21 protein-coding genes are annotated in these 24,187 nt (G+C 66.2%); 4 read left to right on the forward strand and 17 right to left on the reverse strand.

Features of this window, described 5'->3' with window-relative positions:
• Window positions 1–119: 119 nt before the first annotated feature.
• The 4 genes from GO606_RS14190 to xsc (GO606_RS14205) all read right to left on the reverse strand — a co-directional run bounded on the left by GO606_RS14190 (window position 120) and on the right by xsc (GO606_RS14205) (window position 4,212).
• A complete protein-coding gene (locus GO606_RS14190) occupies window positions 120–953 on the reverse strand; it encodes a thiazole synthase (protein WP_169118952.1) in 834 nt (277 codons plus the stop codon).
• 27 nt (window positions 954–980) lie between these two features.
• On the reverse strand, window positions 981–1,190 hold the full coding sequence (gene thiS, locus GO606_RS14195; RefSeq protein ID WP_211166675.1) for a sulfur carrier protein ThiS: 210 nt from the start codon (window positions 1,188–1,190) through the stop codon (window positions 981–983).
• 74 nt (window positions 1,191–1,264) lie between these two features.
• Complete coding sequence (locus tag GO606_RS14200; RefSeq protein WP_211166677.1) at window positions 1,265–2,272, reverse strand: YeiH family protein; 1,008 nt, start codon at window positions 2,270–2,272, stop codon at window positions 1,265–1,267.
• Between the two features lie 128 nt (window positions 2,273–2,400).
• Window positions 2,401–4,212, reverse strand: a complete 1,812-nt coding sequence (xsc, locus tag GO606_RS14205; protein ID WP_169118944.1) for a sulfoacetaldehyde acetyltransferase — start codon at window positions 4,210–4,212, stop codon at window positions 2,401–2,403.
• Window positions 4,213–4,412: 200 nt separating this feature from the next.
• Between xsc (GO606_RS14205) and GO606_RS14210 the strand changes: the two genes are divergently transcribed.
• Entirely contained in the window at window positions 4,413–5,393 is a 981-nt protein-coding gene (locus GO606_RS14210; protein WP_169118950.1) for an AAA family ATPase, read from the forward strand.
• Entirely contained in the window at window positions 5,366–7,123 is a 1,758-nt protein-coding gene (locus tag GO606_RS14215) for a cobaltochelatase CobT-related protein (RefSeq protein ID WP_246979594.1), read from the forward strand. The genes GO606_RS14210 and GO606_RS14215 overlap by 28 nt, the downstream gene beginning before the upstream one ends.
• Before the next feature lie 85 nt (window positions 7,124–7,208).
• On the opposite strand, the gene GO606_RS14220 is transcribed toward GO606_RS14215, so the two are convergent.
• The 3 genes from GO606_RS14220 to GO606_RS14230 all read right to left on the reverse strand — a co-directional run bounded on the left by GO606_RS14220 (window position 7,209) and on the right by GO606_RS14230 (window position 10,980).
• Complete coding sequence (locus GO606_RS14220; RefSeq protein WP_211166674.1) at window positions 7,209–7,589, reverse strand: hypothetical protein; 381 nt, start codon at window positions 7,587–7,589, stop codon at window positions 7,209–7,211.
• Window positions 7,590–7,966: 377 nt separating this feature from the next.
• Window positions 7,967–9,292, reverse strand: a complete 1,326-nt coding sequence (locus GO606_RS14225; RefSeq protein ID WP_169118949.1) for an MFS transporter — start codon at window positions 9,290–9,292, stop codon at window positions 7,967–7,969.
• Between the two features lie 47 nt (window positions 9,293–9,339).
• Window positions 9,340–10,980, reverse strand: coding sequence for a GMC family oxidoreductase (locus GO606_RS14230; RefSeq protein ID WP_169118948.1), 1,641 nt, complete (start codon window positions 10,978–10,980; stop codon window positions 9,340–9,342).
• A gap of 154 nt (window positions 10,981–11,134) precedes the next feature.
• On the opposite strand from GO606_RS14230, the gene GO606_RS14235 reads away from it, so the two are divergent.
• Window positions 11,135–11,986: an IclR family transcriptional regulator gene (locus tag GO606_RS14235; protein WP_169118947.1), complete on the forward strand. Its 852-nt coding sequence runs from the start codon at window positions 11,135–11,137 to the stop codon at window positions 11,984–11,986.
• A 10-nt stretch (window positions 11,987–11,996) separates the two neighbouring features.
• Here the strand turns inward: GO606_RS14235 and GO606_RS14240 are convergent, their stop codons facing one another.
• The 4 genes from GO606_RS14240 to xsc (GO606_RS14255) form a co-directional block, all read right to left on the reverse strand.
• Window positions 11,997–12,758, reverse strand: coding sequence for a sulfite exporter TauE/SafE family protein (locus GO606_RS14240; protein ID WP_169118946.1), 762 nt, complete (start codon window positions 12,756–12,758; stop codon window positions 11,997–11,999).
• A gap of 82 nt (window positions 12,759–12,840) precedes the next feature.
• A complete protein-coding gene (gene pta, locus GO606_RS14245; protein ID WP_169118945.1) occupies window positions 12,841–13,857 on the reverse strand; it encodes a phosphate acetyltransferase in 1,017 nt (338 codons plus the stop codon).
• Between the two features lie 107 nt (window positions 13,858–13,964).
• The gene (locus tag GO606_RS14250; RefSeq protein WP_246979596.1) at window positions 13,965–15,392 is read right to left on the reverse strand and encodes an amino acid permease; all 1,428 of its coding nucleotides are present in this window, start codon (window positions 15,390–15,392) and stop codon (window positions 13,965–13,967) included.
• A gap of 203 nt (window positions 15,393–15,595) precedes the next feature.
• Entirely contained in the window at window positions 15,596–17,407 is a 1,812-nt protein-coding gene (xsc, locus tag GO606_RS14255; protein WP_169118944.1) for a sulfoacetaldehyde acetyltransferase, read from the reverse strand.
• Window positions 17,408–17,576: 169 nt separating this feature from the next.
• Here xsc (GO606_RS14255) and GO606_RS14260 point away from each other — a divergent pair, with 169 nt between their 5' ends.
• Window positions 17,577–18,425 (forward strand): IclR family transcriptional regulator, encoded by an 849-nt coding sequence (locus GO606_RS14260; protein WP_169118943.1) that lies wholly within the window; start codon window positions 17,577–17,579, stop codon window positions 18,423–18,425.
• Window positions 18,426–18,433: 8 nt separating this feature from the next.
• On the opposite strand, the gene GO606_RS14265 is transcribed toward GO606_RS14260, so the two are convergent.
• The 6 genes from GO606_RS14265 to GO606_RS14290 all read right to left on the reverse strand — a co-directional run bounded on the left by GO606_RS14265 (window position 18,434) and on the right by GO606_RS14290 (window position 24,176).
• A complete protein-coding gene (locus GO606_RS14265; RefSeq protein WP_246979642.1) occupies window positions 18,434–18,754 on the reverse strand; it encodes a hypothetical protein in 321 nt (106 codons plus the stop codon).
• A gap of 8 nt (window positions 18,755–18,762) precedes the next feature.
• Window positions 18,763–19,053 (reverse strand): hypothetical protein, encoded by a 291-nt coding sequence (locus GO606_RS14270; protein WP_169118942.1) that lies wholly within the window; start codon window positions 19,051–19,053, stop codon window positions 18,763–18,765.
• 264 nt (window positions 19,054–19,317) lie between these two features.
• Window positions 19,318–21,234 carry a putative bifunctional diguanylate cyclase/phosphodiesterase gene (locus tag GO606_RS14275; RefSeq protein WP_169118941.1) on the reverse strand — a complete coding sequence of 639 codons (1,917 nt, stop codon included), beginning with the start codon at window positions 21,232–21,234 and terminating at the stop codon, window positions 19,318–19,320.
• 83 nt (window positions 21,235–21,317) lie between these two features.
• On the reverse strand, window positions 21,318–22,010 hold the full coding sequence (locus GO606_RS14280; protein WP_246979598.1) for an EthD domain-containing protein: 693 nt from the start codon (window positions 22,008–22,010) through the stop codon (window positions 21,318–21,320).
• Between the two features lie 17 nt (window positions 22,011–22,027).
• Window positions 22,028–22,906, reverse strand: coding sequence for an SDR family NAD(P)-dependent oxidoreductase (locus tag GO606_RS14285; RefSeq protein ID WP_169118940.1), 879 nt, complete (start codon window positions 22,904–22,906; stop codon window positions 22,028–22,030).
• 34 nt (window positions 22,907–22,940) lie between these two features.
• Window positions 22,941–24,176, reverse strand: a complete 1,236-nt coding sequence (locus GO606_RS14290; protein WP_169118939.1) for an acyl-CoA dehydrogenase family protein — start codon at window positions 24,174–24,176, stop codon at window positions 22,941–22,943.
• Window positions 24,177–24,187 lie beyond the last annotated feature (11 nt).

Consider the following 24,187-nt stretch of genomic DNA (forward strand, 5'->3'; position numbering starts at 1 on the left):
TGTATCGATATTTGAAACTTGATTAACATTAGAACTCGGACGTATTGGTGTCAACAACAAATTCCGGAAATCGATACGTTTTTTAATTTTTTCCGGAATATCGCATTGCACACCAGTGTTCAGGCGATACGACCGGCCATCGGCGACGAGGGCGACGCCGCGAAGCGGCGCGGAATGCGACCAGCGAGGTACGCTTCGCGCCCTGCCGCGACGGCTAGGCGCATCGCACGGGCCATGCGGATTGGTTCGCGGGCGCCGGCGATCGCGGTATTCATCAGCACGCCGTCGCAGCCGAGCTCCATCGCTATCGCCGCATCCGAGGCAGTGCCCACGCCGGCATCGACGATCACCGGCACCCTCGCCTGCTCGATGATCAGCGACAGGTTCCAGGGATTGAGGATGCCCATGCCGGAGCCGATCAAGGAGGCGAGCGGCATCACCGCGACGCAGCCGATGTCCTCGAGAATGCGCGCCTGGATCGGGTCGTCGCTGCAATAGACCATCACGTCGAAACCGTCCTTCACCAGCGCCCCGGCCGCCTTCAGCGTCTCGGGCATGTTCGGGAACAGCGTCTTCTCGTCACCGAGCACTTCGAGCTTGCACAAGGGGTGGCCGTCGAGCAGTTCGCGCGCGAGTTGCAGGGTGTAGACCGCCTCCTTGGCGTTGTAGCAGCCGCCGGTGTTCGGCAGGATCGTGAATTGCGACGGCGGCACGGCGTCGAGCAGGCTCGGTTCGTTGGCGTGCTGACCGATATTCACGCGCCGGATCGTCACGGTGACGATCTCGGTGCCGCTCGCGTCGACCGCCGCGCGGGTTTCGTCGAAGTCGCGGTACTTGCCGGTGCCCACAAGCAGGCGCGACGCGTAGGTCTTGCCGGCGATCGTGAGACCGGCCGATGCCGCGCCGGCGGCATCAGCATCTGGCCCTTCCGTGGGCGTGTCGTTCAGGTTCATGGGGCACTCCTCCTCTCAATGCTTTTATTAGCCGCCGCCGATCGCCACGACGATCTCGACGCGATCGGCCGGGCGCAAGACGCGTTTTTGCCACCTTGGCGACGCGACTACCTCGCGGTTGATTGCGACCGCGACGCGTTTTCCGAGCAGGTCGAGGCTCGCGATCAGGTCATGCAGCGTCTTGCCCTGCCCTACCGCATGCGAGGCGCCGTTCAGTTCGATCGTAATCGTCGTCATTTCAGGGCCTCGCGTGGAGATCGGCGTCGAATTTCTCGGACGGGTTCATGGGCTCTCTGTTGTAGTTGGGGTGTTCAGGCCGCGATCAGCCGGCTCAGATAAACGACCAGCAGCATGTAGCCGGCAACGAACAGCGCCTCGCTGGACATCAGTACGATCGGCTTCCAGCCGAGTTCGGCGAGCTTCTCGAGTGAGGTCTTGACGCCGAGCGCGGAAATCGAGATCACCAGACACCAGCGCGACAGCGTCGAGCTCGTCTCGACGACGCCATGCGACAGCAGGCCCAGACTGTTGAGCGTCGCCAACGCCGCGAAAGCGACCAGGAACAGCGGCAGGATTGGCGTCTTCTTGCTGCTGCCGCCGTTTGCCTTCTTGCGCTCGCCGTGGAATACCAGCGCCAGCACGACGACCACTGGCATCAGCATCGCGACGCGGAACATCTTCGCCAACGTCGCTGCGTCGCCGACTTCAGGCGAGATGATCAACCCGGCGCCGACGACCTGCGCGACATCGTGGATCGAGCCACCGAGAAAGAGCCCCGCCTCGCTGACCGACAGCCCCGCGCTCTTCACGACGAGTGGATAGAGCACCATCGCCACGGTCGAGAAGATCGCGACGCCAATCGCAGTCAGCAGCGTGTAGCGTTCGTTCTCACGGGTCGCCGGCAACGTCGAGGAAATCGCCAGCGTCGCCGAAATCCCGCAAATGCCGGTGCCGCCGCCGGAGAGCAGGCCGAGCATCGACGGCAGTCCGAGAAGGCGCGCTAGCAGCAGGCCGAAGCCGATCGTCAGCACCACCGCGCCGACCAAGGCGCCTACGCCGATCAGGCCGAGATCACTGACGTCGCTCGCGACGATGCGCGCACCGAGCAATGCGACGCCGAAGCGCACGAGCTTCTTCGCCGAGGCTTCGATGCCGGGGATGCATTTTTCGGAGTCCGACAGAAAATGGAATGCGATGCCGATCAGCAGCGCGTAGAGAAATTGCGGTCCGCCATAGTGCTCCGACACGAAAGTCGCCGCGACCGCAATCACGGCGCACAACATGAAGCCCGGCATCAGCACGCGTACCCCGTGGAACATCGCGGGCGGCGCAATAGTTGTTTGAGTGGTCATGGAGTCGATGTCCGGTCGATAAGGTCGGGCTTGACAGGGGTTTGCGACGGACCGCCCCGCGGATCGGGCGGCCCGTCGTCGTTACGGACGCTGTCTCAGACGTAGTCCTTGTACTTGTCGAGCAGGCGCACGGGCTTGGCGAGCGCATCGCGGCGGAACGGGTCGCCGAGTTCGCGCGTGCACATGATCTCGATGACGCAGGTCTTGCCCTCGTTCATCTGCAGGTCGATCGCGCGCTTCAGGGCCGGGCCGACGTCTTCGAGCCTGTCCACGGTGATGCCCTCGGCGCCCATCGCCCGCGCGATCGCCGCGAAGCTCTGGTTGTCGAGCTCGCCGGCGACGAAGCGGCGGTTGTAGAAGTCGACCTGGTTCTTCTTCTCCGCGCCCCACTGCCGGTTGTGGAACACGACCGCGGTCACCGGGATGTTGTGGCGCACGCAGGTCATCGTCTCCATCAGGCTCATGCCCCACGCGCCGTCACCGGCGTAGGACACCGCCGGCCGATGCGGCGCGGCGACCTTCGCGCCGATGATCGTCGGAAACGCGTAGCCGCAGTTGCCGAAGCTCATCGCGGCGAAGAAACTCCTCGGCTTCTCGAAGCGCAGGTAGCTGTTCGCGACCGAGTTGATGTTGCCGATGTCGGTCGACACCATCACGTCTTCCGGCATCGCTTTTTCCAGTTCGCGCAGCACCTGGCGCGGATGGAGGTACTCGCCGCCCGAGAACGGCTTCTCCTTCGCGTTCTCCTCGATCATGTCGAGGCTGAACGGGTCGCGCTCGTGCGTCCATTCGTCGAGCTCGCGCTCCCACGCGGCCTTCTCGGCCTGCACCTTGGCGTAGCGCGCTTCACGCGTCGCATCGCATTCGAGCGTGCAACCGGTCAGGCGCCACGTGAGCGCCTTGGCCGCGGCCTTGGCATCGCCGCAGATGCCCACCGAGATCTTCTTCACGAGACCGAGCATCTTGTTGTCGGCGTCGATCTGGATGATCTTGGCGTTCTTCGGCCAGTAGTCCATGCCGTGCTGCGGCAGCGTGCCGAAGGGCCCCAGGCGCGAACCGAGCGCGATGACGACGTCGGCCTGCGCCATCAGCTTCATCGCCGCTTTGGAGCCCTGGTAGCCGAGCGGGCCGCACCACAGCGGGTGGCTCGCGGGGAACGAGTCGTTGTGCAGGTAGCTATTGACGACCGGGGCGCCGAGGCGCTCGGCGAGCGCCTTGCATTCCTCGACCGCGTCGGCCATCACGACGCCGCCGCCCGAGATGATCACCGGGAACTTGGCGGTGGCGAGCAGTTCGGCCGCTTCATTGAGGCTCGCTTCGCCGCCGGCGCCACGGTCGAGCCGCGCGGGCTTGGGGATCTCGCAGGTGATCTCGCCGTAGAAGTAGTCGCGCGGGATGTTGAGCTGGGTCGGGCCCATCTCGCTCATCGCGCGGTCGAAGCAGCGCCCGGTGTATTCGGCCATGCGCGCGGGGTGGGTGACGTGGCCCTGGTATTTGGTGAATTCCTGGAACATCGGCAGCTGCTTGCATTCCTGGAAGCCGCCCAGGCCCATCGTCATCGTGCCGGTCTCGGGCGTGACGATCACCACCGGGCTGTGCGCCCAGTAGGCCGCACCGATGGCGGTGACGCAGTTGCTGATGCCGGGGCCGTTCTGCCCGATCACCACGCCGTGGCGCCCCGACACGCGCGAGAAGCCGTCGGCCATGTGGCCCGCGCCCTGCTCGTGCACCACCGGAATCAGACGGATGCCGGCCGGCGCGAAGATGTCCATCGCGTCCATGAACGCCGAGCCCATGATCCCGAACATGTCGGTCACCCCGTTGGCCACCATCGTCTCGACGAAGGCTTCCGACGGGGTCATCTTCTGCGGGCCGCTGACGACCGGGCGGTGATCTTGTTCGCTCATTGGTGCTGTCTCCTGAGGTGAGGTCAATCAGTCGAATAACGAACGCTTTCCGATACGAATTGTTCCGCTATACGATACGTTATCGAACTTTAGGGCGACAAAAATAAAACGTCAAGCGTTAATTTCATTTTTCGGAACTTATTGAAACTTTATTCGGAATACAGCTATCATGCGATCGCATTGACCCCGAGGAGACTGCCATGATGGAAATCGCGATCGACAAGCCGGACCACCTGGTTTCGGTGCGCACGGCCTTCGGAATCGATTCCGACCTGAGGGTGCCGGCCTTCAGCGAACGCGACGACCACGTGCCGGAGATCGACGAGGCCTACCGCTTCAACCCCGACGTGACGCTGGCGATCCTCGCCGGCTTCACGCGCGACCGGCGAGTGATGGTCCAGGGCCTGCACGGCACGGGGAAGTCGACACATATCGAACAGATCGCCGCGCGGCTGAACTGGCCCTGCGTGCGCGTGAACCTCGACGGTCACATCAGCCGGCTGGATCTGGTCGGCAAGGACGCGATCGTCGTGCGCGACGGCAAGCAAGTCACCGAATTCCAGGAAGGCATCGTGCCGTGGGCGCTGCAGCGGCCGGTCGCGCTGATTTTCGACGAGTACGACGCCGGGCGGCCCGACGTGATGTTCGTGATCCAGCGCATCCTCGAGCGCGACGGCAAATTCACGCTGCTCGACCAGAACCGGGTAATCCGCCCGCATCCGTACTTCCGTCTGTTCGCGACGTCGAACACCGTCGGCCTCGGCAACCTGTCGGGGCTCTATCACGGCACGCAGGTGCTCAACCACGCGCAGATCGACCGCTGGAACATCGTCGCGACGCTGAACTACCTGCCTCCCGACGAGGAAGTCGCGATCGTGCTCGCACGCGTGCCGACGAAAAACTGTGAGAACGGCCGCAAGCTCATCGCCGCGATGGTCGCGCTCGCCGATCTCACGCGCAAGGGCTTCGCCACCGGCGATCTCTCGACGCTGATGTCGCCGCGCACGGTGATCACGTGGGCCGAGAACTGCGAGATCTTCCGCAACCCGGCGCTCGCCTTCCGGCTGTCCTTCCTCAACAAGTGCGACGAGGTCGAGCGCCCGATCGTCGCCGAGTACTACCAGCGCTGCTTCGGCGAGGAGCTCGACGAATCGTGGATGCTCGACCCGGCGGCGCAGTGATGCCGACCGCACAGCAGTCCGCGCGGCGCCAGCAGAAGGTCGAGGAGCTGTGCGCCGCAACGCTCCGCGCGCTGACCGGCGAGCCGGCGCTGCACTACCGCAGCCGGCGCCTGTACGCGGGCGAGCGGCGGGTGCCGGTGCACGCGCCGCACCTCGCGGTCGATCCAGGCACGGACGGCTTCGCGGACTGCCGCGCGGCCGTCGACGGCGTTGCGCTGCGCCTGCTGCATTCGGACACGGCGCTGCACGCGAGCCTGTGCCCTGCCGACCCGGTCGAGCGCCTCGTGTTCGAGCTCCTCGAGCAGTTGCGCGTCGAGACGCTCGCGCCCGCCTGGATGCCGGGCCTCGCGGCGAACCTGCACGCGCGCTTCGCCAACTGGTCGCGCGCATTCCACCGTTCCGGTCTCACCGAAGGCAGCGTCGGCATCCTGCTCTACACCGTCGCGCAGATGTGCTGGTCGCGCCTGACCGCACGCCGCGTGCTCGAAGACACCGAGGACTGCATCGAGAGCACGCGCATGTCGCTCGTCTTCGCGCTCGGCACTTCGCTCGCGGGTATCCGCCGCGAGCGGCGCGAGCAGCGCGCCTACGCGCCGCACGCGCTCGAGATCGCGCGCGTCGTCGGCGAGCGCGTGCGCGCCGAACGGGCCGCGGCGCAGGACGGCGACGTCGAAGCGCAAGATGAGGACGATGCGAAGCGCGGCTTCGCGCTGCTGCTCGACTTCGACGACGGCGGCGATGCCGGCGACGGCATCGCCGCCGCCACGACCGGCGCTAGCAAGGTGTTCGAGGACGCCGCGCTCGCATACCGCGTCCATACGACGCGCTTCGACACCGAGATCGCCGCCGCCACGCTCGTCCGCCGCGCGTTGCTCGCCGAATATCGCGAGCGGCTCGACCGGCGCGTCGCCGAACAGGGCGTGAATCTCGCCCGCCTCGCCCGCGGACTCGACGCGGTTCTCGCGCGGCCGGCGCAGGACGGCTGGCGCTTCGGCGAGGAGGAAGGCCACCTCGACGGGCGGCGCCTCGCCCAGCTCATCAGCTCGCCGGCGGAGCGCCGCGTGTTCCGCCACGAGCGCCACATGCCGCAGGCCGACTGCGTCGTGAGCTTCCTGCTCGACTGCTCCGGGTCGATGAAGACGTACATCGAGCCGGTCGCCGTGATGCTCGACGTGCTGATCCGCACGCTCGGGATGATCGACGTCGCGACGGAACTGCTGGGCTTCACGACCGGCGCCTGGAACGGCGGCCGCGCGTATCGCGACTGGATGAACCGCGGTCGCCCTCGGCATCCGGGGCGCCTCAACGAGGTGTGCCACCTGGTGTTCAAGGACGCGGACCGCGGCTGGCGCCGCGCACGCGCGGACATCGCCGCGCTGTTCAAGGCCGACCTGTTCCGCGAAGGCATCGACGGCGAGGCGGTCGACTGGGCGTGCAACCGGCTGCTCGCGCGGAGCGCGTCGCGCCGCATCCTGGTCGTGATCTCCGACGGCTGCCCGTCCGACAGCGCGACCGGCCTCGCGAACGACCCGTTCTATCTCGACAATCATCTGAAGGACGTCGTCGCGCGGCGCGAGCGCGAAGGCGCGGTCGAGATCGTCGGCGTGGGCGTCGGGCTCGATCTGAGCCCGTTCTATCGCCGCAGCCTTGCGACCGACCTGACGCAGGGGCTCGATAACGCGCTCTTTCCCGACATCGTGCAACTCATCGGCGGACGGCGACGGCGCTGAGCGCCGGCCCGGCCCGAGGAGGCAGATCAAGAATGGCGAAGACCCGGACTGGCGGCTGAGCGCGCGCCCGGACGCCGGCTGAACCTCAGGTGGCGGCGCCGCCGCCGAACGCGCCGCTTCGCGCCCGGCGCCCGCCTTCGTCCTGCCGGCGGTCGGCGCGGCGCGCGAGTGATGCGTCGAGCGCCACGCGGTCGTCGGCCGAGAGGGCGAGGCCAAGGACCGCGAGCCGGCGCAGCGTGTCGTCGAGCTCCCACGGCGCCGCGATCGTGCGCTTCTTCCCGTTCCGCATCTGCGCGTGCAGCCAGTAAGCGTCGGTATCGGCCGCCGCACGAAGGTAGAGCCGCACGACGTTTTCCGGCTGCGCTTCGACCCACGCGAGCCCTTCGCGCTTGCGCCGCCGGCCGAACGCGGACGAAAGTGTGAGTGCGGCGATGACTGCGACCGTGGCGAGGATCAGTTCGAGCATCGGGTTCTCCTTTCGCGAATGACGTGCCCCGCACCCCGGTAACGGAGCGGGCAACGCAACTACGGAACGAAGAATAAAACCGGATGCGGTTATAAGGTGCGTATATTCTTAGCGCCTCTTTTCATATGGGGGTCACGACGGAAAACCCTGGCGACGCGCACCCGCAGCAAGCCGTCGCCCAAAGCTGCGCAGTCGCGCCGAATTCCACACGTCTTGCCGAAGGAATCCGAGCGCGCCGCGATGCCGCGCGGCGTTCCTCGGCACGTCGCGGGCGGCCTATCTATCGCGTCCGAAGACGTGAAAACGCCGGGAGGCGCGAGCCCCCGGCGTGGACGACAATCCGCCGAAGCCGGCGACGGGGGCGGCCCCGCTGTCCGTCAGCGCATGCCGAAAGCCGGTTTCATGTGTGCGAGTGCCCGCTTCCTCCGGCCAATCCACGCCGCCGAGAGCGCGCTCACGAGCCCTGCGAACAGCACGTACGCGCACACCAGCCACGGCTCGCCGCCGCCTTTCTGCAGCAGGTAGGTCGCGATGATCGGCGTGATTCCGCTCGCGAAGATGCCCGAGAACTGATAGACGAACGAGATGCCGGAATAGCGGACCTTCGCGTCGAAGAGCTCGGAGAACAATGCGGCTTCCGGGCCGTAGACCGACGCATAGAACACGCCGAACGGGATGATGATCGCGAGCCACACAGTCAGCATGTCGCCGCCGCTGTGCTTCATGAACCAGAAGCCGGCGAACGCGGACAGGCCGGTCAGCAGCGAGCCCCAGAAGTAGATCCGCGTGCGTCCGATCTTGTCCGACAGCCGCCCGAACAGCGGAATCGTGAAGATCATCACGAACGCGGCCGCCATCACGCCGGGCAGCGCGTCGGTACGGCTGAGGTTCAGCGTCTGCGTAAGGTACGCGATCGAGAACACGCCGAACACGTTGAAGAACACGCCGTCGATGTAGCGGGCGCCCATGCCCGCCAGCACGTTGCCCGGATATTTCGTGATCACCTCTTTGATCGGCAGCTTGATCTCCTCGCCGCCCTCCTTCACCTTCGCGAACTCCGGCGTCTCCATCACGTTGAGGCGGATGTACATGCCGACCGCAACGAGCAGGAAGGACAGCACGAACGCGGCGCGCCAGCCCCACGAGAGGAACTGCTCCTCGCTCATCGCCCACGACAGCCCGGCAACGACGCCCGACGCCAGGCACAGGCCGAGCGCGAGGCCGATCTGCGGGATGCTGGCGTAGAAGCCGCGCTTTTCCTTCGGCGCGTATTCGAACGCCATCAGCACCGCGCCGCCCCACTCGCCGCCGAGGCCGATGCCCTGCGCGATGCGCAGCGCGAGCAGGAGCAGCGGCGCCCAGATGCCGATCTGATCGTAAGTCGGAACGAGCCCGATCAGCACCGTCGAGACGCCCATGATCATCAGCGTCATCACGAGCATGCTCTTGCGGCCGAGCTTGTCGCCGAAGTGGCCGAAGATCACGCCGCCGAGCGGTCGGCTGAGGAAGCCGACCGCGAACGTCCCGTACGCGAGCATCGTCGAGACGAGCGGGTCTGACGACGGGAAATAGAGCTTGTTGAACACGATCCCGGCGACAACGCCGTACAGAAAAAAGTCGTACCATTCAATCGTCGCACCGATCAGGCTCGCGGTGACGACCCTGCGTACTTCCTTCGAATCCCTGGTTGCAGAACGGCTCATGTTTGTCTCCTCTGTACTTCCTTTTTTAGGGGGTGTAGCAGTCGTTTTCAGATCAGCGCGGACTCTCCCCGCATGACGATCGACGCGGGTCGTGCCCGCGCGTCGGCGAGGATCATGTCCGCGGCCTTTTCCGCAATCATGATCGTCGGCGCATTGGTGTTGCCGGACACGATCTCAGGCATGATTGACGCATCGACGACGCGCAGCCCTGCGACCCCACGCACGCGCAGACGGTCGTCGACCACGGCCATCGCGTCGTCGCCCATCTTGCAGGTGCCCGCCGGGTGGTAGATCGACTGGCTGAAGCGCCGCGCCGCGTCGAGGAGCTCGTCGTCGCTGCGATAGCCCGTGCCGGGCACGAACTCCGAAATGATGTGCGGGCGCATCGACGGCGATTCGGCGATCCGCCGGGCGACCTTGATGCCACCGATCACGACCGGATGGTCGCGCTCGTCCGACAGGTAGTTCGGGTGGATCGCCGGGTAGCGCAACGGATCGGCTGAGCGGATCTCGACGCGTCCGCGGCTGTAGGGACGCAGCTGGCACACGGACGCGGTGAAGGCCGAGAACCGATGCGCGCCCTCGCCCGGCTTGTCGGCGCTCAGCGGCTGCATGTGGAACTGGATGTCGGGCCGCTCGACGCCGGCCCCCGAGCGCGTGAAGATAGCGACCTGGCTCGCCGCGAGCGTCAGCGGCCCGCTGCGCGACACCATGTACTGCAGCCCGATCCAGAGCTTCTGGATCGGGCTGTTGACTTCGTCGTTGAGCGTGCGCTGGCGCGTCTTGAACACGAGCCGAACCTGCAGGTGATCCTGCAGGTTTTCGCCGACGCCGGGCAGGGGATGCACGACCGGGACGCCGACACCCGCCAGGAGCTTCTGCGGGCCGACGCCCGAGCACTGCAGGATCTGCGGCGAGCCGATCGCGCCCGCAGCGAGGATCACTTCGCGCTGCGCCCTGACCTGCCGCAACTGCCCGGCCTGGCGGAACTCGACGCCGACCGCGCGCTTGCCTTCGAACAGCACCCGCGTCGTCTGGGCGTGCGTCTCGACGAGAAGGTTCGCACGCTTGCGCGCCGGGCGCAGGAAAGCCTTCGCGGTGCTGCAGCGAAATCCCTTGTGCGCGGTCTGCTGGAAATAGCCGACGCCTTCCTGGGTCGCACCGTTGAAATCGGGGTTGAACGGGATGCCGAGGTCGCGCGCGCCAGCGATGAAGAAGTCGGCGATCGGCCGCCGCAGCCGCAGGTCGGACACCTTCAGCGGCCCGCCGGCGCCGTGGAATTCGGACGCGCCGCGTTCCTGGTCCTCGGATTTGCGGAAGTACGGCAGGACCTCGTCGTAGCTCCAGCCCTTGTTGCCCAGCGCCGCCCAGCGGTCGTAGTCCTCGCGCTGGCCGCGCACGTACAGCAGGCCGTTCAGCGAGCTCGATCCGCCGAGCACCTTGCCGCGCGGCCACTGCAGCTTGCGCCCGGCGATGCCCTCGTCGGGCTCGGTGACGAAGCACCAGTCGAACTTCGGATCGTGCATCGTCTTGAAATAACCCACCGGAATGTGGATCCATGGATTGCTGTCGGGACCCCCGGCCTCGAGCAGCAGCACGCGTACACCGGGGTCGGCGGACAGGCGATTCGCGACCACGCAGCCCGCGGAGCCCGCACCCACGACGATGTAGTCGACGGTGTCCTGCATCGTTGTTGTCTCCTGGTTGTACCGACCGCAGAAGATCGCTCGCCTGCGCGTCGGAATTTAGAATTTATGAAACGCCGCGTTTCACTTGCGGACGTTTCAACTATTCCGCACAGTGCAAGCCGGAGACAACAGCGAACTGCATTGGGGACCCCAAGTGAAACGAACTTCATCCGATCCGTTTCAAAATCGCAGCGCAGCATCGCCGAACGACGGGTTCGACGACGACGAATCACCCGACGGTGGCGGCGAGGACGTCCGCGTGCTGCGTGCGCTGAACGTGCTGGAACACCTTTCCGCGTCGGCAGACCCGTTGACTCTCGCGGTGCTCGCGCAGCGCCTGCGGGTGCCGAAACCCACGCTGATGCGGCTGCTGCGCGCGATGGAAGTCGGCGGCTACGTGCTGCGCGGCCCCGCTGCCGGCTTCGTCCCCGGGCCGCAGGCGGCCGCGCTCGCGCTGCGCACCCTGCGCGGTCCGGACCTGCGCCGTCATTGCCGCTCGATCCTGCGCCGGCTGGTCAACCGTCTTGGCGAGACCTGCAACCTGACTGCCCCGCACGGCGCGCGCGTGCTGTACGTCGAGCGCGTCGAGACGAGCGAGCCGCTGCGCCTGCATCTGACCCCCGGAAGCTGGGTGCCGCTGCATTGCACCGCGAGCGGCAAGCTCTTCCTCGCGTCGCTGTCGCTGCTCGAGCGCCGGCGCACGCTCGCGCATCTGCCACTGACGCGCGCGGCGCCGCGCACGCTCGTCGATCGCGACGCGCTCGACGCCGAGCTCGACCGCCTCGTTCGACTCGGCATCGGGGTCGACAACGAGGAGTTCGTGCGCGGCATGATCGCGGTCGCCGTCCCGGTGTTCGACAAGGACCGCAAGGTCGTCGCGGCGGTCGCGTGTCATGCACCGACCGCGCGGCTGTCGCTCGACGAGCTTCTGACTTATGTGCCGCAGCTGCGCATCGCCGCGGACGAAATGGGGCCGGTGCTGTCACCGACCGTGACCTCGCCGTGAGGTACGACCGTCAGGCCGCGAAGCTCCTGAGCGCCGAGACGACGAGGCTCGCGCCGATCGCGACGAGCGTCAGCGATGCGACACGGCGTATCGTGCGCGGCGCGAGCGCGGGCGGATAGCGCCTGCCTACAAGGGTCGCGAGGGCGACCAACGGCAGCGTGAAGGCGGCGAGCGTCAGGATTTCGGCATCGAAGCCGCCCTGCGCGGCAGTCAACAACGAACGGGTGCCGGCCGTCACGGCGAACAACAACAGGAGCATGTTTCGCACCACGGCCGGCTCCATCGGCTGGCGGTAGAACTGGAAGATCAGCGGCGGTCCGGCGATGCCGAAGAGTCCCCCGGTGAGCCCGGACAGGAAGCCGCTGGCGAAGAAGCTGCGCTCGGACGAGCGCGTGGCAAGCATCGCCGGACGCAGCGAGAACGTGATGCTGCCGTGCAGGATCACGACGCCGAGCAGGAGTTGCAGCAGGTTCGACGCGGTGCCGCTGAGGAAGTCGAGCAGCAGCACGCCGGCAACGATCGCCGGCAGGATGCCGAGCGAGGCGGCGCCGGCCGCCCGCCAGTCGATATGGTGGAGTCTGCCCGGCAGTGCGCAGGCGCTGTTCGCGACCGAAATCAGGCTGACGACCGCGGCGACGGTCGCGATCGACGCGAGGCCGAAGCCGCTCGTCGCGCCCATCACGATCATGCCGAGCCCGAAACCGGTGACGGTCTGAAAATAAGTCGCGACCGCGATGACCGCAAGCAGCGGCAGCAGGGTTTCGAGGTTCACCGGACGGATCTTTGCACAACCGGACCTGGTCCGGTTGTCCCCGGCCGGTCGGCGCGGTCCATCTGGCTGTTCTCGTCGGCGCTCACAGCCTCGTCCGTTTCTCCGCGACCTGCCCCTGCACGACGGTCACCGCGATGACGTGAAACACGTCGTCGGCGCTGCAGCCGCGCGACAGGTCGTTCGCCGGCTTCGCGAGCCCCTGCAGCAGCGGGCCGATCGCCACCGCGCCGCCGATGCGCTCGGCGAGCTTGTAGCCGATGTTGCCGGCTTCGAGGTTGGGGAACACGAGCACATTCGCGCGGCCCTTGACCTGCGAGTCGGGGATCTTGCGGTTTGCGATCTCGGCGACGATCGCCGCGTCGAGCTGTACATCGCCGTCAATCGCAAGGCCCGGCCGCTGCCCGCGAACCCGCCGCGCGGCGTCGGCAACCTTGTCGACCGCCGCGTGTTTCGCGCTGCCACCGGTCGAGAACGACAGCATCGCGACGCGCGGCTCCTCCATCAGCAGCTTGCGCGCGCTGTCGGCAGCGGCCATCGCGATCTCGGCAAGCTCCTCCGCGTCCGGATCGACGACGAGCCCGCAGTCGGAAAAGATCAGGCCGCCCTTCAGGCTGTGGAACGGCTCGCACATCATCATCAGGAAGAAGCTCGACACCAGTTTGAACGACGGGTCGGGGCCGATGATCTGGATCGCGGCGCGGACGACGTCGGCCGTCGTACGCACCGCGCCGGACACCGCCCCGTCGGCATGACCAAGCCGCAGCATCAGGTTCGCGAAGCACAGCGGGTCGAGCACCGCACGCTGCGCGTCGTCGAGGCTCATCCCCTTCTTCTGCCGCAGTGCGTGAAGCTCGTGCGCGAACACCGGCGTCAGCGTTGAATCGGCCGGGTCGACGAGCTCGATGCCGGCGAGATCGATCTGCCCGACGTCGGCGCATTTCGCGATCGCCGCGCGGTCGCCGACGAGCACGATCCGGGCGATGCCTTCACGCGTCGCGCGCGCCGCAGCCTGCAGGATGCGCGGGTCGTCGCCCTCGCTCAGCACGATGCGCCCGGGCACTGCGCGGGCCTTGTCGATGATCCGGTTGATCGCTTTCATTGTTTCATCCAAAAAAGTGCCGAAACCGGCGTTCAGGGAGGCCGGTTCCGGCCGAACACAACCCCCGGGGTGGAGGGCTGAGGAGGGATGAGGGGATCGGACGCCGGTCAGCGTTCGCCGAAGAGGGGCGGAGCGGCGACGAGCGGTATCTCCTCATCGTCGCCACCACGCCGCTTTCGCAGCGCATGGGCGAGCACGAGGACGACAAGGCTGACGACGCCGAGCGCAAGCGGCGTGCGCTGGCCTGGGATGAAGGCCATCGCGACAATGATGCCGAGCATGCCGACGATCGCGACCCAAGTCAGATAGGGGAAGGCCCACATCTTCACGCGCAGGCGCGCCGGGTCTTCCTTCTCGAGTCGACGGCGCAGGCGCAGCTGTGAGAACGCGATCAGCAGATAGACGAAGATCGCGACCGTGCCGTACGAATTGACAAGGAAGGCGAAGACCTTATCCGGCGAGAGGTAGGACATCACGATGGCCGCGTAGCCGAACAGCGTGCCGAACAGGATCGCCGGGACCGGCACGCCGTTGCGGCTGACCTTCGCCAGCACCTGCGGCGCGTCGCCGCGCCGCGTCAGCGCGAACAGCATCCGGGACGAGGCGTACAGCCCCGAATTCAACGCCGACAGCACCGCAGTCAGGACGACCGCGTTCATGATGTGCGCCGCCGCCGGGATGCCCATCGCGTTGAGCGCGCTGACGTAGGGCGTCGCGATGCCGGCGGAGTTCCACGGCACGAGGCAGACGACCAGCAGGACCGACCCGACGTAGAACACCAGCACGCGCGTGATTACCGAGTTCGTCGCCTTCGCGACCGCCTTCTCGGGCTCCGCCGTCTCGGCGGCGGCGATCGTGACGATCTCGGCGCCGAAGTAGAAGCCGGTCGCCGCGACCGCGCCGGTCAGGATCGGCACGATGCCCTTCGGCGCGAAGCCGCCGTGCGCGGTGAGGTTCGCGACGCTCGCCGTCGCGTCCGGCCACATCCCGAGCACATACAGGCCGCCGAGGAACAGGAACACGACGATCGCCGCGACCTTGATCGACGCGAACCAGAACTCGAACTCGCCGAAGGACTTCACCGATACCAGGTTGGTCATCGTCAGCGATACGAGCAGTACGAGGCTGATGAGCCACGCCGGTACGCCCGGTATCCAGTAGCGGATCAGGTCGGCGCCGGCGACCGCTTCGAGCGCGACGACGATGACCCAGAAGTACCAATACATCCAACCGGTCAGGAAGCCGGCCAGGTTGCCGACCGCCGGCCGGTCCTGCCACGCGAGGCGGGCGTACTCGTAGAACGAGCCGACCGCCGGCAGCGCGACGGCCATCTCGCCGAGCATGCGCATCACCAGCACGACGAGCAGGCCGGTGATCAGGAAAGACAGGATGGCCGCCGGCCCGACGGACTGGATGACGACCCCGCTGCCGACGAACAACCCTGCGCCGATGACGCCGCCGAGCGCGATCATCGTCATGTGCCGCTGCTTGAGGCTGTGCTGCAGCCCGCTTGAATTCTGCAGTTCGCTTTTCACCTTCGGTCTCCTCCGAGGTTGGATCGAGTGCGGACGCCATGCTTTGTTGTAGTCCCGGTCCAGCCGTTGGCGAACCGGTTCCCATGGTCCTTCCGCGAGGCCGCCCCGCCCTGATGCGGCGGCGACCGGAATTCGGGATTGGCGCGATGCGACGCACTCGGCTCCGGCGAGGCGACCTGCGCCCGCCGGAGCCGCCGCGTCCGTCAGACGTAGTCCTTGTACTTGTCGAGCAGGCGCACGGGCTTGGCGAGCGCATCGCGGCGGAACGGGTCGCCGAGTTCGCGCGTGCACATGATCTCGATGACGCAGGTCTTGCCCTCGTTCATCTGCAGGTCGATCGCGCGCTTCAGGGCCGGGCCGACGTCTTCGAGCCTGTCCACGGTGATGCCCTCGGCGCCCATCGCCCGCGCGATCGCCGCGAAGCTCTGGTTGTCGAGCTCGCCGGCGACGAAGCGGCGGTTGTAGAAGTCGACCTGGTTCTTCTTCTCCGCGCCCCACTGCCGGTTGTGGAACACGACCGCGGTCACCGGGATGTTGTGGCGCACGCAGGTCATCGTCTCCATCAGGCTCATGCCCCACGCGCCGTCACCGGCGTAGGACACCGCCGGCCGATGCGGCGCGGCGACCTTCGCGCCGATGATCGTCGGAAACGCGTAGCCGCAGTTGCCGAAGCTCATCGCGGCGAAGAAACTCCTCGGCTTCTCGAAGCGCAGGTAGCTGTTCGCGACCGAGTTGATGTTGCCGATGTCGGTCGACACCATCACGTCTTCCGGCATCGCTTTTTCCAGTTCGCGCAGCACCTGGCGCGGATGGAGGTACTCGCCGCCCGAGAACGGCTTCTCCTTCGCGTTCTCCTCGATCATGTCGAGGCTGAACGGGTCGCGCTCGTGCGTCCATTCGTCGAGCTCGCGCTCCCACGCGGCCTTCTCGGCCTGCACCTTGGCGTAGCGCGCTTCACGCGTCGCATCGCATTCGAGCGTGCAACCGGTCAGGCGCCACGTGAGCGCCTTGGCCGCGGCCTTGGCATCGCCGCAGATGCCCACCGAGATCTTCTTCACGAGACCGAGCATCTTGTTGTCGGCGTCGATCTGGATGATCTTGGCGTTCTTCGGCCAGTAGTCCATGCCGTGCTGCGGCAGCGTGCCGAAGGGCCCCAGGCGCGAACCGAGCGCGATGACGACGTCGGCCTGCGCCATCAGCTTCATCGCCGCTTTGGAGCCCTGGTAGCCGAGCGGGCCGCACCACAGCGGGTGGCTCGCGGGGAACGAGTCGTTGTGCAGGTAGCTATTGACGACCGGGGCGCCGAGGCGCTCGGCGAGCGCCTTGCATTCCTCGACCGCGTCGGCCATCACGACGCCGCCGCCCGAGATGATCACCGGGAACTTGGCGGTGGCGAGCAGTTCGGCCGCTTCATTGAGGCTCGCTTCGCCGCCGGCGCCACGGTCGAGCCGCGCGGGCTTGGGGATCTCGCAGGTGATCTCGCCGTAGAAGTAGTCGCGCGGGATGTTGAGCTGGGTCGGGCCCATCTCGCTCATCGCGCGGTCGAAGCAGCGCCCGGTGTATTCGGCCATGCGCGCGGGGTGGGTGACGTGGCCCTGGTATTTGGTGAATTCCTGGAACATCGGCAGCTGCTTGCATTCCTGGAAGCCGCCCAGGCCCATCGTCATCGTGCCGGTCTCGGGCGTGACGATCACCACCGGGCTGTGCGCCCAGTAGGCCGCACCGATGGCGGTGACGCAGTTGCTGATGCCGGGGCCGTTCTGCCCGATCACCACGCCGTGGCGCCCCGACACGCGCGAGAAGCCGTCGGCCATGTGGCCCGCGCCCTGCTCGTGCACCACCGGAATCAGACGGATGCCGGCCGGCGCGAAGATGTCCATCGCGTCCATGAACGCCGAGCCCATGATCCCGAACATGTCGGTCACCCCGTTGGCCACCATCGTCTCGACGAAGGCTTCCGACGGGGTCATCTTCTGCGGGCCGCTGACGACCGGGCGGTGATCTTGTTCGCTCATTGGTGCTGTCTCCTGAGGTGAGGTCAATCAAATCAAATTCGGTACAATTTGTTCCGATATTTGAAACATAATCGAACTCTAGGACGAGCAAAACAAAACGTCAACACAGAAATCACGAAAACCGGTACGATTTGTATATCAAAATTGAAACTTCTATGAGGAGCCTGTGATGAACGAGCCCTATTCCCTCCGATCCGAACCCGCGAAGATCGACGGCGACACGCCCACGATGCGGCTCTTCGCTCTCCTCGAAGTAATTGCGGAAAAGGATCAATACTTTTCGCTGCAGAGCTTGGTCGAAGAAACCGGTCTGCCGAAACCGACGCTGCATCGCATGCTGCAGCAACTGGAAAGCGCCGGCATACTCCAGCGCGATGGCGATGGCCGCCAGTACAGCACTGGCGTGCGGCTGCGTCGGCTGGCTGAAAACTTGTTGCTCAACAACACCATGCATGGCGCTCGCCATGTCGTACTGCGTCAGCTTGTCGAAGAAGTCGGCGAGAGCGGCAACATCACCGCATTCAACGGCAGCGAAGTGGTGTACCTCGACCGTGTCGAAACCGCGGCACCGCTGCGCTTCTATCTGCATCCCGGATCAAAGGTGCCGGCACACTGCTCCGCCACCGGCAAACTGTTCCTCGCGCAGATGACCCCGGCGCAGCGCCGCCGGCTGCTCGCCCATCTGCCGCTGGAACGCTTCACCGCGAACACGATCACCGATTTCGAGGCGCTTGAACGCGAAATCGAGACCGTCAAGCGCAACGGCTACGCGCTCGACAACGAGGAATTCCTGCCCGGACTGCTGTGCGTCGCGGTCTTGGTTCCGGTCAAGCACGGACACTCGAACATAGGCATCGCAATTCAGGCGCCGATCATGCGACTGACGGCGGACAAGGCACTCCACTTCCTGCCCGCGTTGCAGCGCGCCGCCCAAGCGCTGGCGAATGTCGAAACGGAAGCCGCTGCCACCGCCAGCCAGGGGGAACCGAACGATGCGCCGCGCCAAGCACGGCGCTGACCTTGAACTTACGCCGCCATCGCGGCCAGTTCGCTCGCTGCTTCCTCACGGGTATAGAAGCGCCCGTCCAGCACAAAGCCGGATACGACGCTTTCCTTGACGCGCGCTACGCGCCCGTTGGCATGACGGTGTAACACAACGCCATCGGGCAGACCGTCGAGAAGATGAAATGGCGCAGGCCGGCCATCGGCAAAGCGCGAGGGGTAAATTGCGCGCGTCGCGACGTCCATGAAGGCTGGCCGGAAACCGATGGAGCAGTTTTCCTCGCTGCGTCCGCCGGTGTCGCGGAATTCGTGGTTCTCGCAGCGCAGCCGCTGCGGGCTCAACACCTCGCCCCTCATTGCAGCCCCCATCCCCACCACCATTGCCCGCTTGCCGTCGTTTGCGGCCGGTCGTCGGGCTGCGTTGCGGGCCCTTGCGTATCGGCATGCACCCCGTTCGCCACGTCCTGTTCGACCCCGCGCAGATTCGCCGCGAGCGTGTTGCAGCGCGCACAGCACATTCGCCCGGAGGTCGTCATGGTCCAGACGTGCTCCCCGCACACGCCACAGGCCCACAGCTCGCGCTGTGCGTCGGCTGGCCGCGAATGTTCCTTCCGATACTCGTCCAATCGAATGACCCTGTTCATCGCCGCCTCCGCTACGGTTACGCCGAAATTCACCTGACGCTACCGATTCTGTCCGCGCGCGAAGCGAGCCGCATCGTCTCTTTCGAATAGTCCGTGTGGATGAAGGGCGCCCGAAATTGAAGGGTCAAACAGAATGAGTTTGTGCGTCGGCAAAGGGAAGGCGACGGCTGAGCAGCGACGCGTGCGGTTTCGCAACGATACACGGACCGCGCGACGTCCTGTGGGCAAACGGGGAACAGCGGAAGCACCAGCGGCCAGCGGTCCTCAAAGCCGCCAGCGCGAATGGGTCTCCCAGTCGCTGAATTCGCCGGCCTGAATCGGCATGCCGATGAAATAGCCCTGGGCGGTGTCGCAGCCCAGCGTCGCCAGGCGTTCCCAGATCGCCTCGTTCTCGACGCCCTCGGCGACCACGCGAAGGTCCAGGTTGTGCCCCAGTTCGATCGTCGAGCGCACGATGATCGCCGAGTCATCGCTGGCCACCATGCTCATGACAAACGACTGGTCGATCTTGATCGCATCGACCGGCAGCTTCTGCAGGTAGCTCAGACTGGAATAGCCGGTGCCGTAGTCGTCGATGAACAGTTCGACATCCATCTGCTTGAGCCGCGAGAGCGTCTCCAGCGCTCCGGCCGGATCGTCCATCAGCGCGCTCTCGGTAAGCTCAAACTGGATCAGCTCCGGCCGGTTGCCCCAGGTGGCGAACAGCCCGCGGATGCGGTCGAGCAGACTCGGGTCGTGCAGATCCTGCGCCGACAGGTTGATCGACAGCGGCCGATCCAGCCCGGACTCCTGCCACGCGTAAGCCTGGCAGAACCCGGCTTCAAGCACCCAATGGGTCAGCGGCGTGATCAGGCCTGCACGCTCGGCCAGCTTGATGAACTCCCCCGGCGACACCAGACCCGCCTGCGGATGCTGCCAGCGCACCAGCGCTTCGGCTCCGCAGACGCGCCCCGAGGCCATATCGACTTTGGGCTGGCAGTACAGCCGCAGCTCATCGTTTGTGATCGCGCGACGCAGTTCGCCCATCAGCGTAAGGCGGCGCGTGCAGTCCTCGTCCAGACTTCCGGCATAGAGCGCGTAACCCATGGCGGTCCGCCTCGCCTGGTAGGCGGCCATGCTCGCGCGGCGGATCAGCGCGTCGGGGTCGGAACCGTGGCCGGGGAATATCGCGACACCGATGCTCGCGCGCGCATCCACCATCAGGCCGGCCAGATCCACCGGTTGCCGGAGTGCGAGCACGAAGCGGCCTGCAACCTGAGTGGCGTAATCCGCCCCGCCCCCCGGCAACAGGAGCGCGAATTCGTCGTCACCGACTCTCGCCAGCGTTTCGCCCTCCTTGAGCAGTCCTGCCAGGCGCGACGAAATCTCCTGCAACAACCGGTCGCCCTGGCGGTAGCCCAGGGTATCGTTGATCTCCCGAAAACCGCGTACCTTGATCACCAACAGCGCCAGACTACGCTGCCGTTGCCGCGCGAGCCCGACCGCAGCGTGCAGGCACTCGCACAGTGAAAGCCGATTGGGGAGTCCGGTCAGCGCGTCCTCGTAGGCCATGCGCGCGATTGTCTTCTCCGCCTCGCGGTGATTGGCGCGGATGCGCAGGTTGGCAATGCCGTAAGCCAGATCGTCCGCCAGTTCCGCGAGCAAGCGCACTTCCGCCTCATCGAAGGCATCGGGGTCGGTCGCGGTGATGCTGAGATTGCCAAGGATTTCGCTGCCGATGCGCAGCGGAAACACACTGATTGCCGCATGTCCGTGCCGGATTGCCTCGTCTCGCCAGTGCGCCAAGGCGGGATCGTTCAATATGTTTCTGCCGATCACTGCTTGACCGGTACGCACCGCGGTGCCGGTGGGACCGAGCCCAAGTCCGGATTCACCCCACGTGAGGGGGGTGGATTCCAGTACTCCGGCCTCGACCCCCACGTACGCCATGGGCTGGATACTTTTCTGCTTATCGTGCTGGGCGTAGCCCACCCACGCCACCCGGTAGCCGCCCTGTTCGACGATCACCCGGCACATCGCGTGCAGGAGCGTCTCCTCGTCGTCTGCCCGCAGCAGCGTCCGGTTACCCGCGCTCAAGGTTCTGAGCGCGCGATTGACGCGGCCCAATTCTCCCACCGCCGACGGTGCTGGCGACTCGCGGGATTCGACATCGGTACTCGGCGCGTCCGGGGGGACGATCATGATCGGTCTCGGGTGCCCTTGGCTTCATTCATATTAGCCCGACTTTCCCGGCTGATGCCGGACAGTGACCGACGCGGCAATTATCAGGGGCGGCGGTGAGTGATCCGGGTCAGCATGAACACCGAGCGCAACGCATCGCTGCGGCCCGCGATCGCCACCGGCAACAGTTCGCGCACGTCGCGCCTGCCCAACGCATCGACAAGTTCGTCGAGCGACGCGAACCACCATTCAATGATCATCGCGAACTCGTAGCCTGGCGGCGGCTCGGCGTAAACCTCGTTCAGTACAACACGCCGGGCGCGTGCCGCCGCGGCTACAGCGAGCCAAGGCGCACCGTCGTTGCGCATGCATTCCCGATGAAAATCCCCGGGCTCGACCGCGTCGCGCGGACGCAGGAAGGCGATCACGCAGACCTCGGTCTGCGGCGCATCGCGTAACACCGCCTCGCAACACGTCAGCGTGAAGTTGCGCACATAGGCCGAGAACACCCGCGGCTCGTCGGGCCGCATCACGCGCAGCGTGTCCGCGTCGGTCCAGATGTCGGTCGCCGCCTGCAAGTCGCGCAACTGCAACAGATTCACACCGTCGTAATCGTCCGCCAAGCCGTGCACCGGCACCACATCGAGCACGCGCGAACATTGCGCGACCCCGCGCACCTTGTCCTGCACGTTCGGACATTGCCGCCCCAGAGCCGAATGCTCGCGCCAGGCCTGCGGAAAATCTTGGGGCGCGAGCGCCGGATTGCGCCGCGCGAGGTAGATCATTTTCCAGTTCAAGCGCTCGCTCCGGCGTGTCAATCGACAATCACGTCGCTATAGACCGGCGGCGCCCCCAGCATCCGGCGATAGCTCGGGGGTTGGCGACCGTCGATATCGGTGACGCCATATTCGACGGCAAGTTCGGCATCGATCCACACCTTGCCGCTGCGCGCCATGCGATCGGGCGCGCGCGACAGCGCATCGATGACACGCCCCGGAAACTGCGGCGACTGCATGCGTGCCAGTGACGGTTCGTACTTGCGCGCGAGTTCCGGATCGGTCAGTGCCCATTCGGTGCGCTCGGTACGCAGCAGCCCCATCCACAGCGACACCACGGCGACATTGTGTGAGCGCAGATCCACCGCCATGTCGTGCGCCATCTTGTCGACTGCGGCCTTGCCGGCACCGTAGGCCGGGCCGTGCATATAGCACACCGAACCGTAGGACGAGGTATGCACGATCAGGCCCGAGCGCTGCGCGAGCATGATCGGCGCGGCGTGCCAACTCGCCACGTAATGCGAACGCATGCCGACTTTCAGCAGGTCCAGCATGTGCAGCGGTTTCTCCCAGAACGGCCCACTGCGCGTCAACTCGTCGGGAATCGAGCAGGCGTTATTGACGAGGATGTCGAGCCGCCCCTGCTCATGGCGCACTCGCTCGAACAGCGCCGCCACCTGCGCGTCGTCGCCATGGTCGCACAGCACCGGAATGCCGAGCCCGCCGGCCGCGGTCACCGCCTCGGCAGCCGCGAAAACGGTACCCGGCAGCTTCGCATCGCCCTCGGCGGCGCTGCGGCCGGTGACGTACACCGTCGCACCGGTCGCGCCGAGCGCGAGCGCGATGCCCTTGCCAGCGCCGCGACTCGCGCCGGTCACAACGGCGATTCGCGGCTTGTCGCTGCGTTGTTCGTTCATATTGCCCTTTCCGGGGATTGGCTCAGCCCGACACTCAGCGCGCCAACTGGTTGAACGCCACGCCCTTGTCAGTACGCGGTTCCGGCGGCAGGCCGAGCACACGCTCGCCAACACTGTTCTTGACGATCTCGTCGGTCCCGCCGGCGATGCGCATGCCCGCCGCGCCGAACCACAATTGCTCGACAAGGCGCCAGGATTCACCGACCTCCTTGGCCGCCAGCACGCCGCGCTCGCCCTGCAGATCGATCGCCAGATAGCCAAAGTCCTGCAGCGTGCGCGCGCCGACGATCTTCGCGATCGACAGCTCCGGTCCCGGCTCCTTGCCCTTGCCGAGCGCGGTCAGCCCGCGGCATTGCAGCAGCCACAGGCCCTGAGCATTCAGGTACAGATCGGCCAGCCGCTCGCGCATGCGTCCGTCGGCGAGCGCGCGGCCGCCGTTGAACTGCGCTGCGCGCATCAGCTCCGCAGCGGTCCGCCACAGCTCCGGCGGCATCACCCCGCCGATCGACAGGCGCTCGTTCATCAGCGCGGTCAGCGTCACCTTCCAGCCCGCACCGATCGCGCCGACGCGCTGGCTGTCCGGGATGAACACGCCGTTGAAGAACACCTCGTTGAACTCCGCCTCGCCGTTGGCCTGGCGAATCGGCCGGACTTCGACGCCCGGCGACTTCATGTCGATGTAGAAGGTTGTCAGGCCGTCGAATTTCGGCACGTCCGGATCGGTACGCGTGAGCACCATGCCGAACTCCGCGAACTGTGCGAGCGTCGTCCATACTTTCTGGCCGTTCAGTATCCAGCCGTCGCGGCCGTCAGTGCAGCGCTCGGCGCGCGTGCGCACCATGCCGAGGTCCGAGCCCGCGCCCGGCTCCGACAGCAACTGGCACCACAACTCCTTGCCATGCAGCGCCGGGCCGACGTGGCGTGCGCGTACTTCGGGGCTCGCATGCACGAACAGCGACGGGATCACCATGCCGAGGCTCACCGCGAAAAGATTCTGCGGCACGTCGAAGTGGCCTTCCTCCTCGCGGTAGATCACTTCCTGCATCGGCGTGCCGCCACGGCCGCCCAGCGGCACCGGCCACGTGATCGCGCCGAACCCGGCCGCCGCCTTGCGCCCCTGCCAGTCGCGCGAGGCCTGCATGCGTTCGGCTGCGGACAGGCCGCGCCCGTGCATCTGGTCCGGCCGCTCCTTGCGCGTCGCGTTCGCTTCGAGCCAGCTGCGGCACTCGCGGCGGAATGCCGCTTCTTCCAGGGAATCGTTGAAATCCATGCAATGGCTCC

The organism is Aromatoleum anaerobium (genome assembly GCF_012910705.2).
GTDB lineage: Bacteria > Pseudomonadota > Gammaproteobacteria > Burkholderiales > Rhodocyclaceae > Aromatoleum > Aromatoleum anaerobium.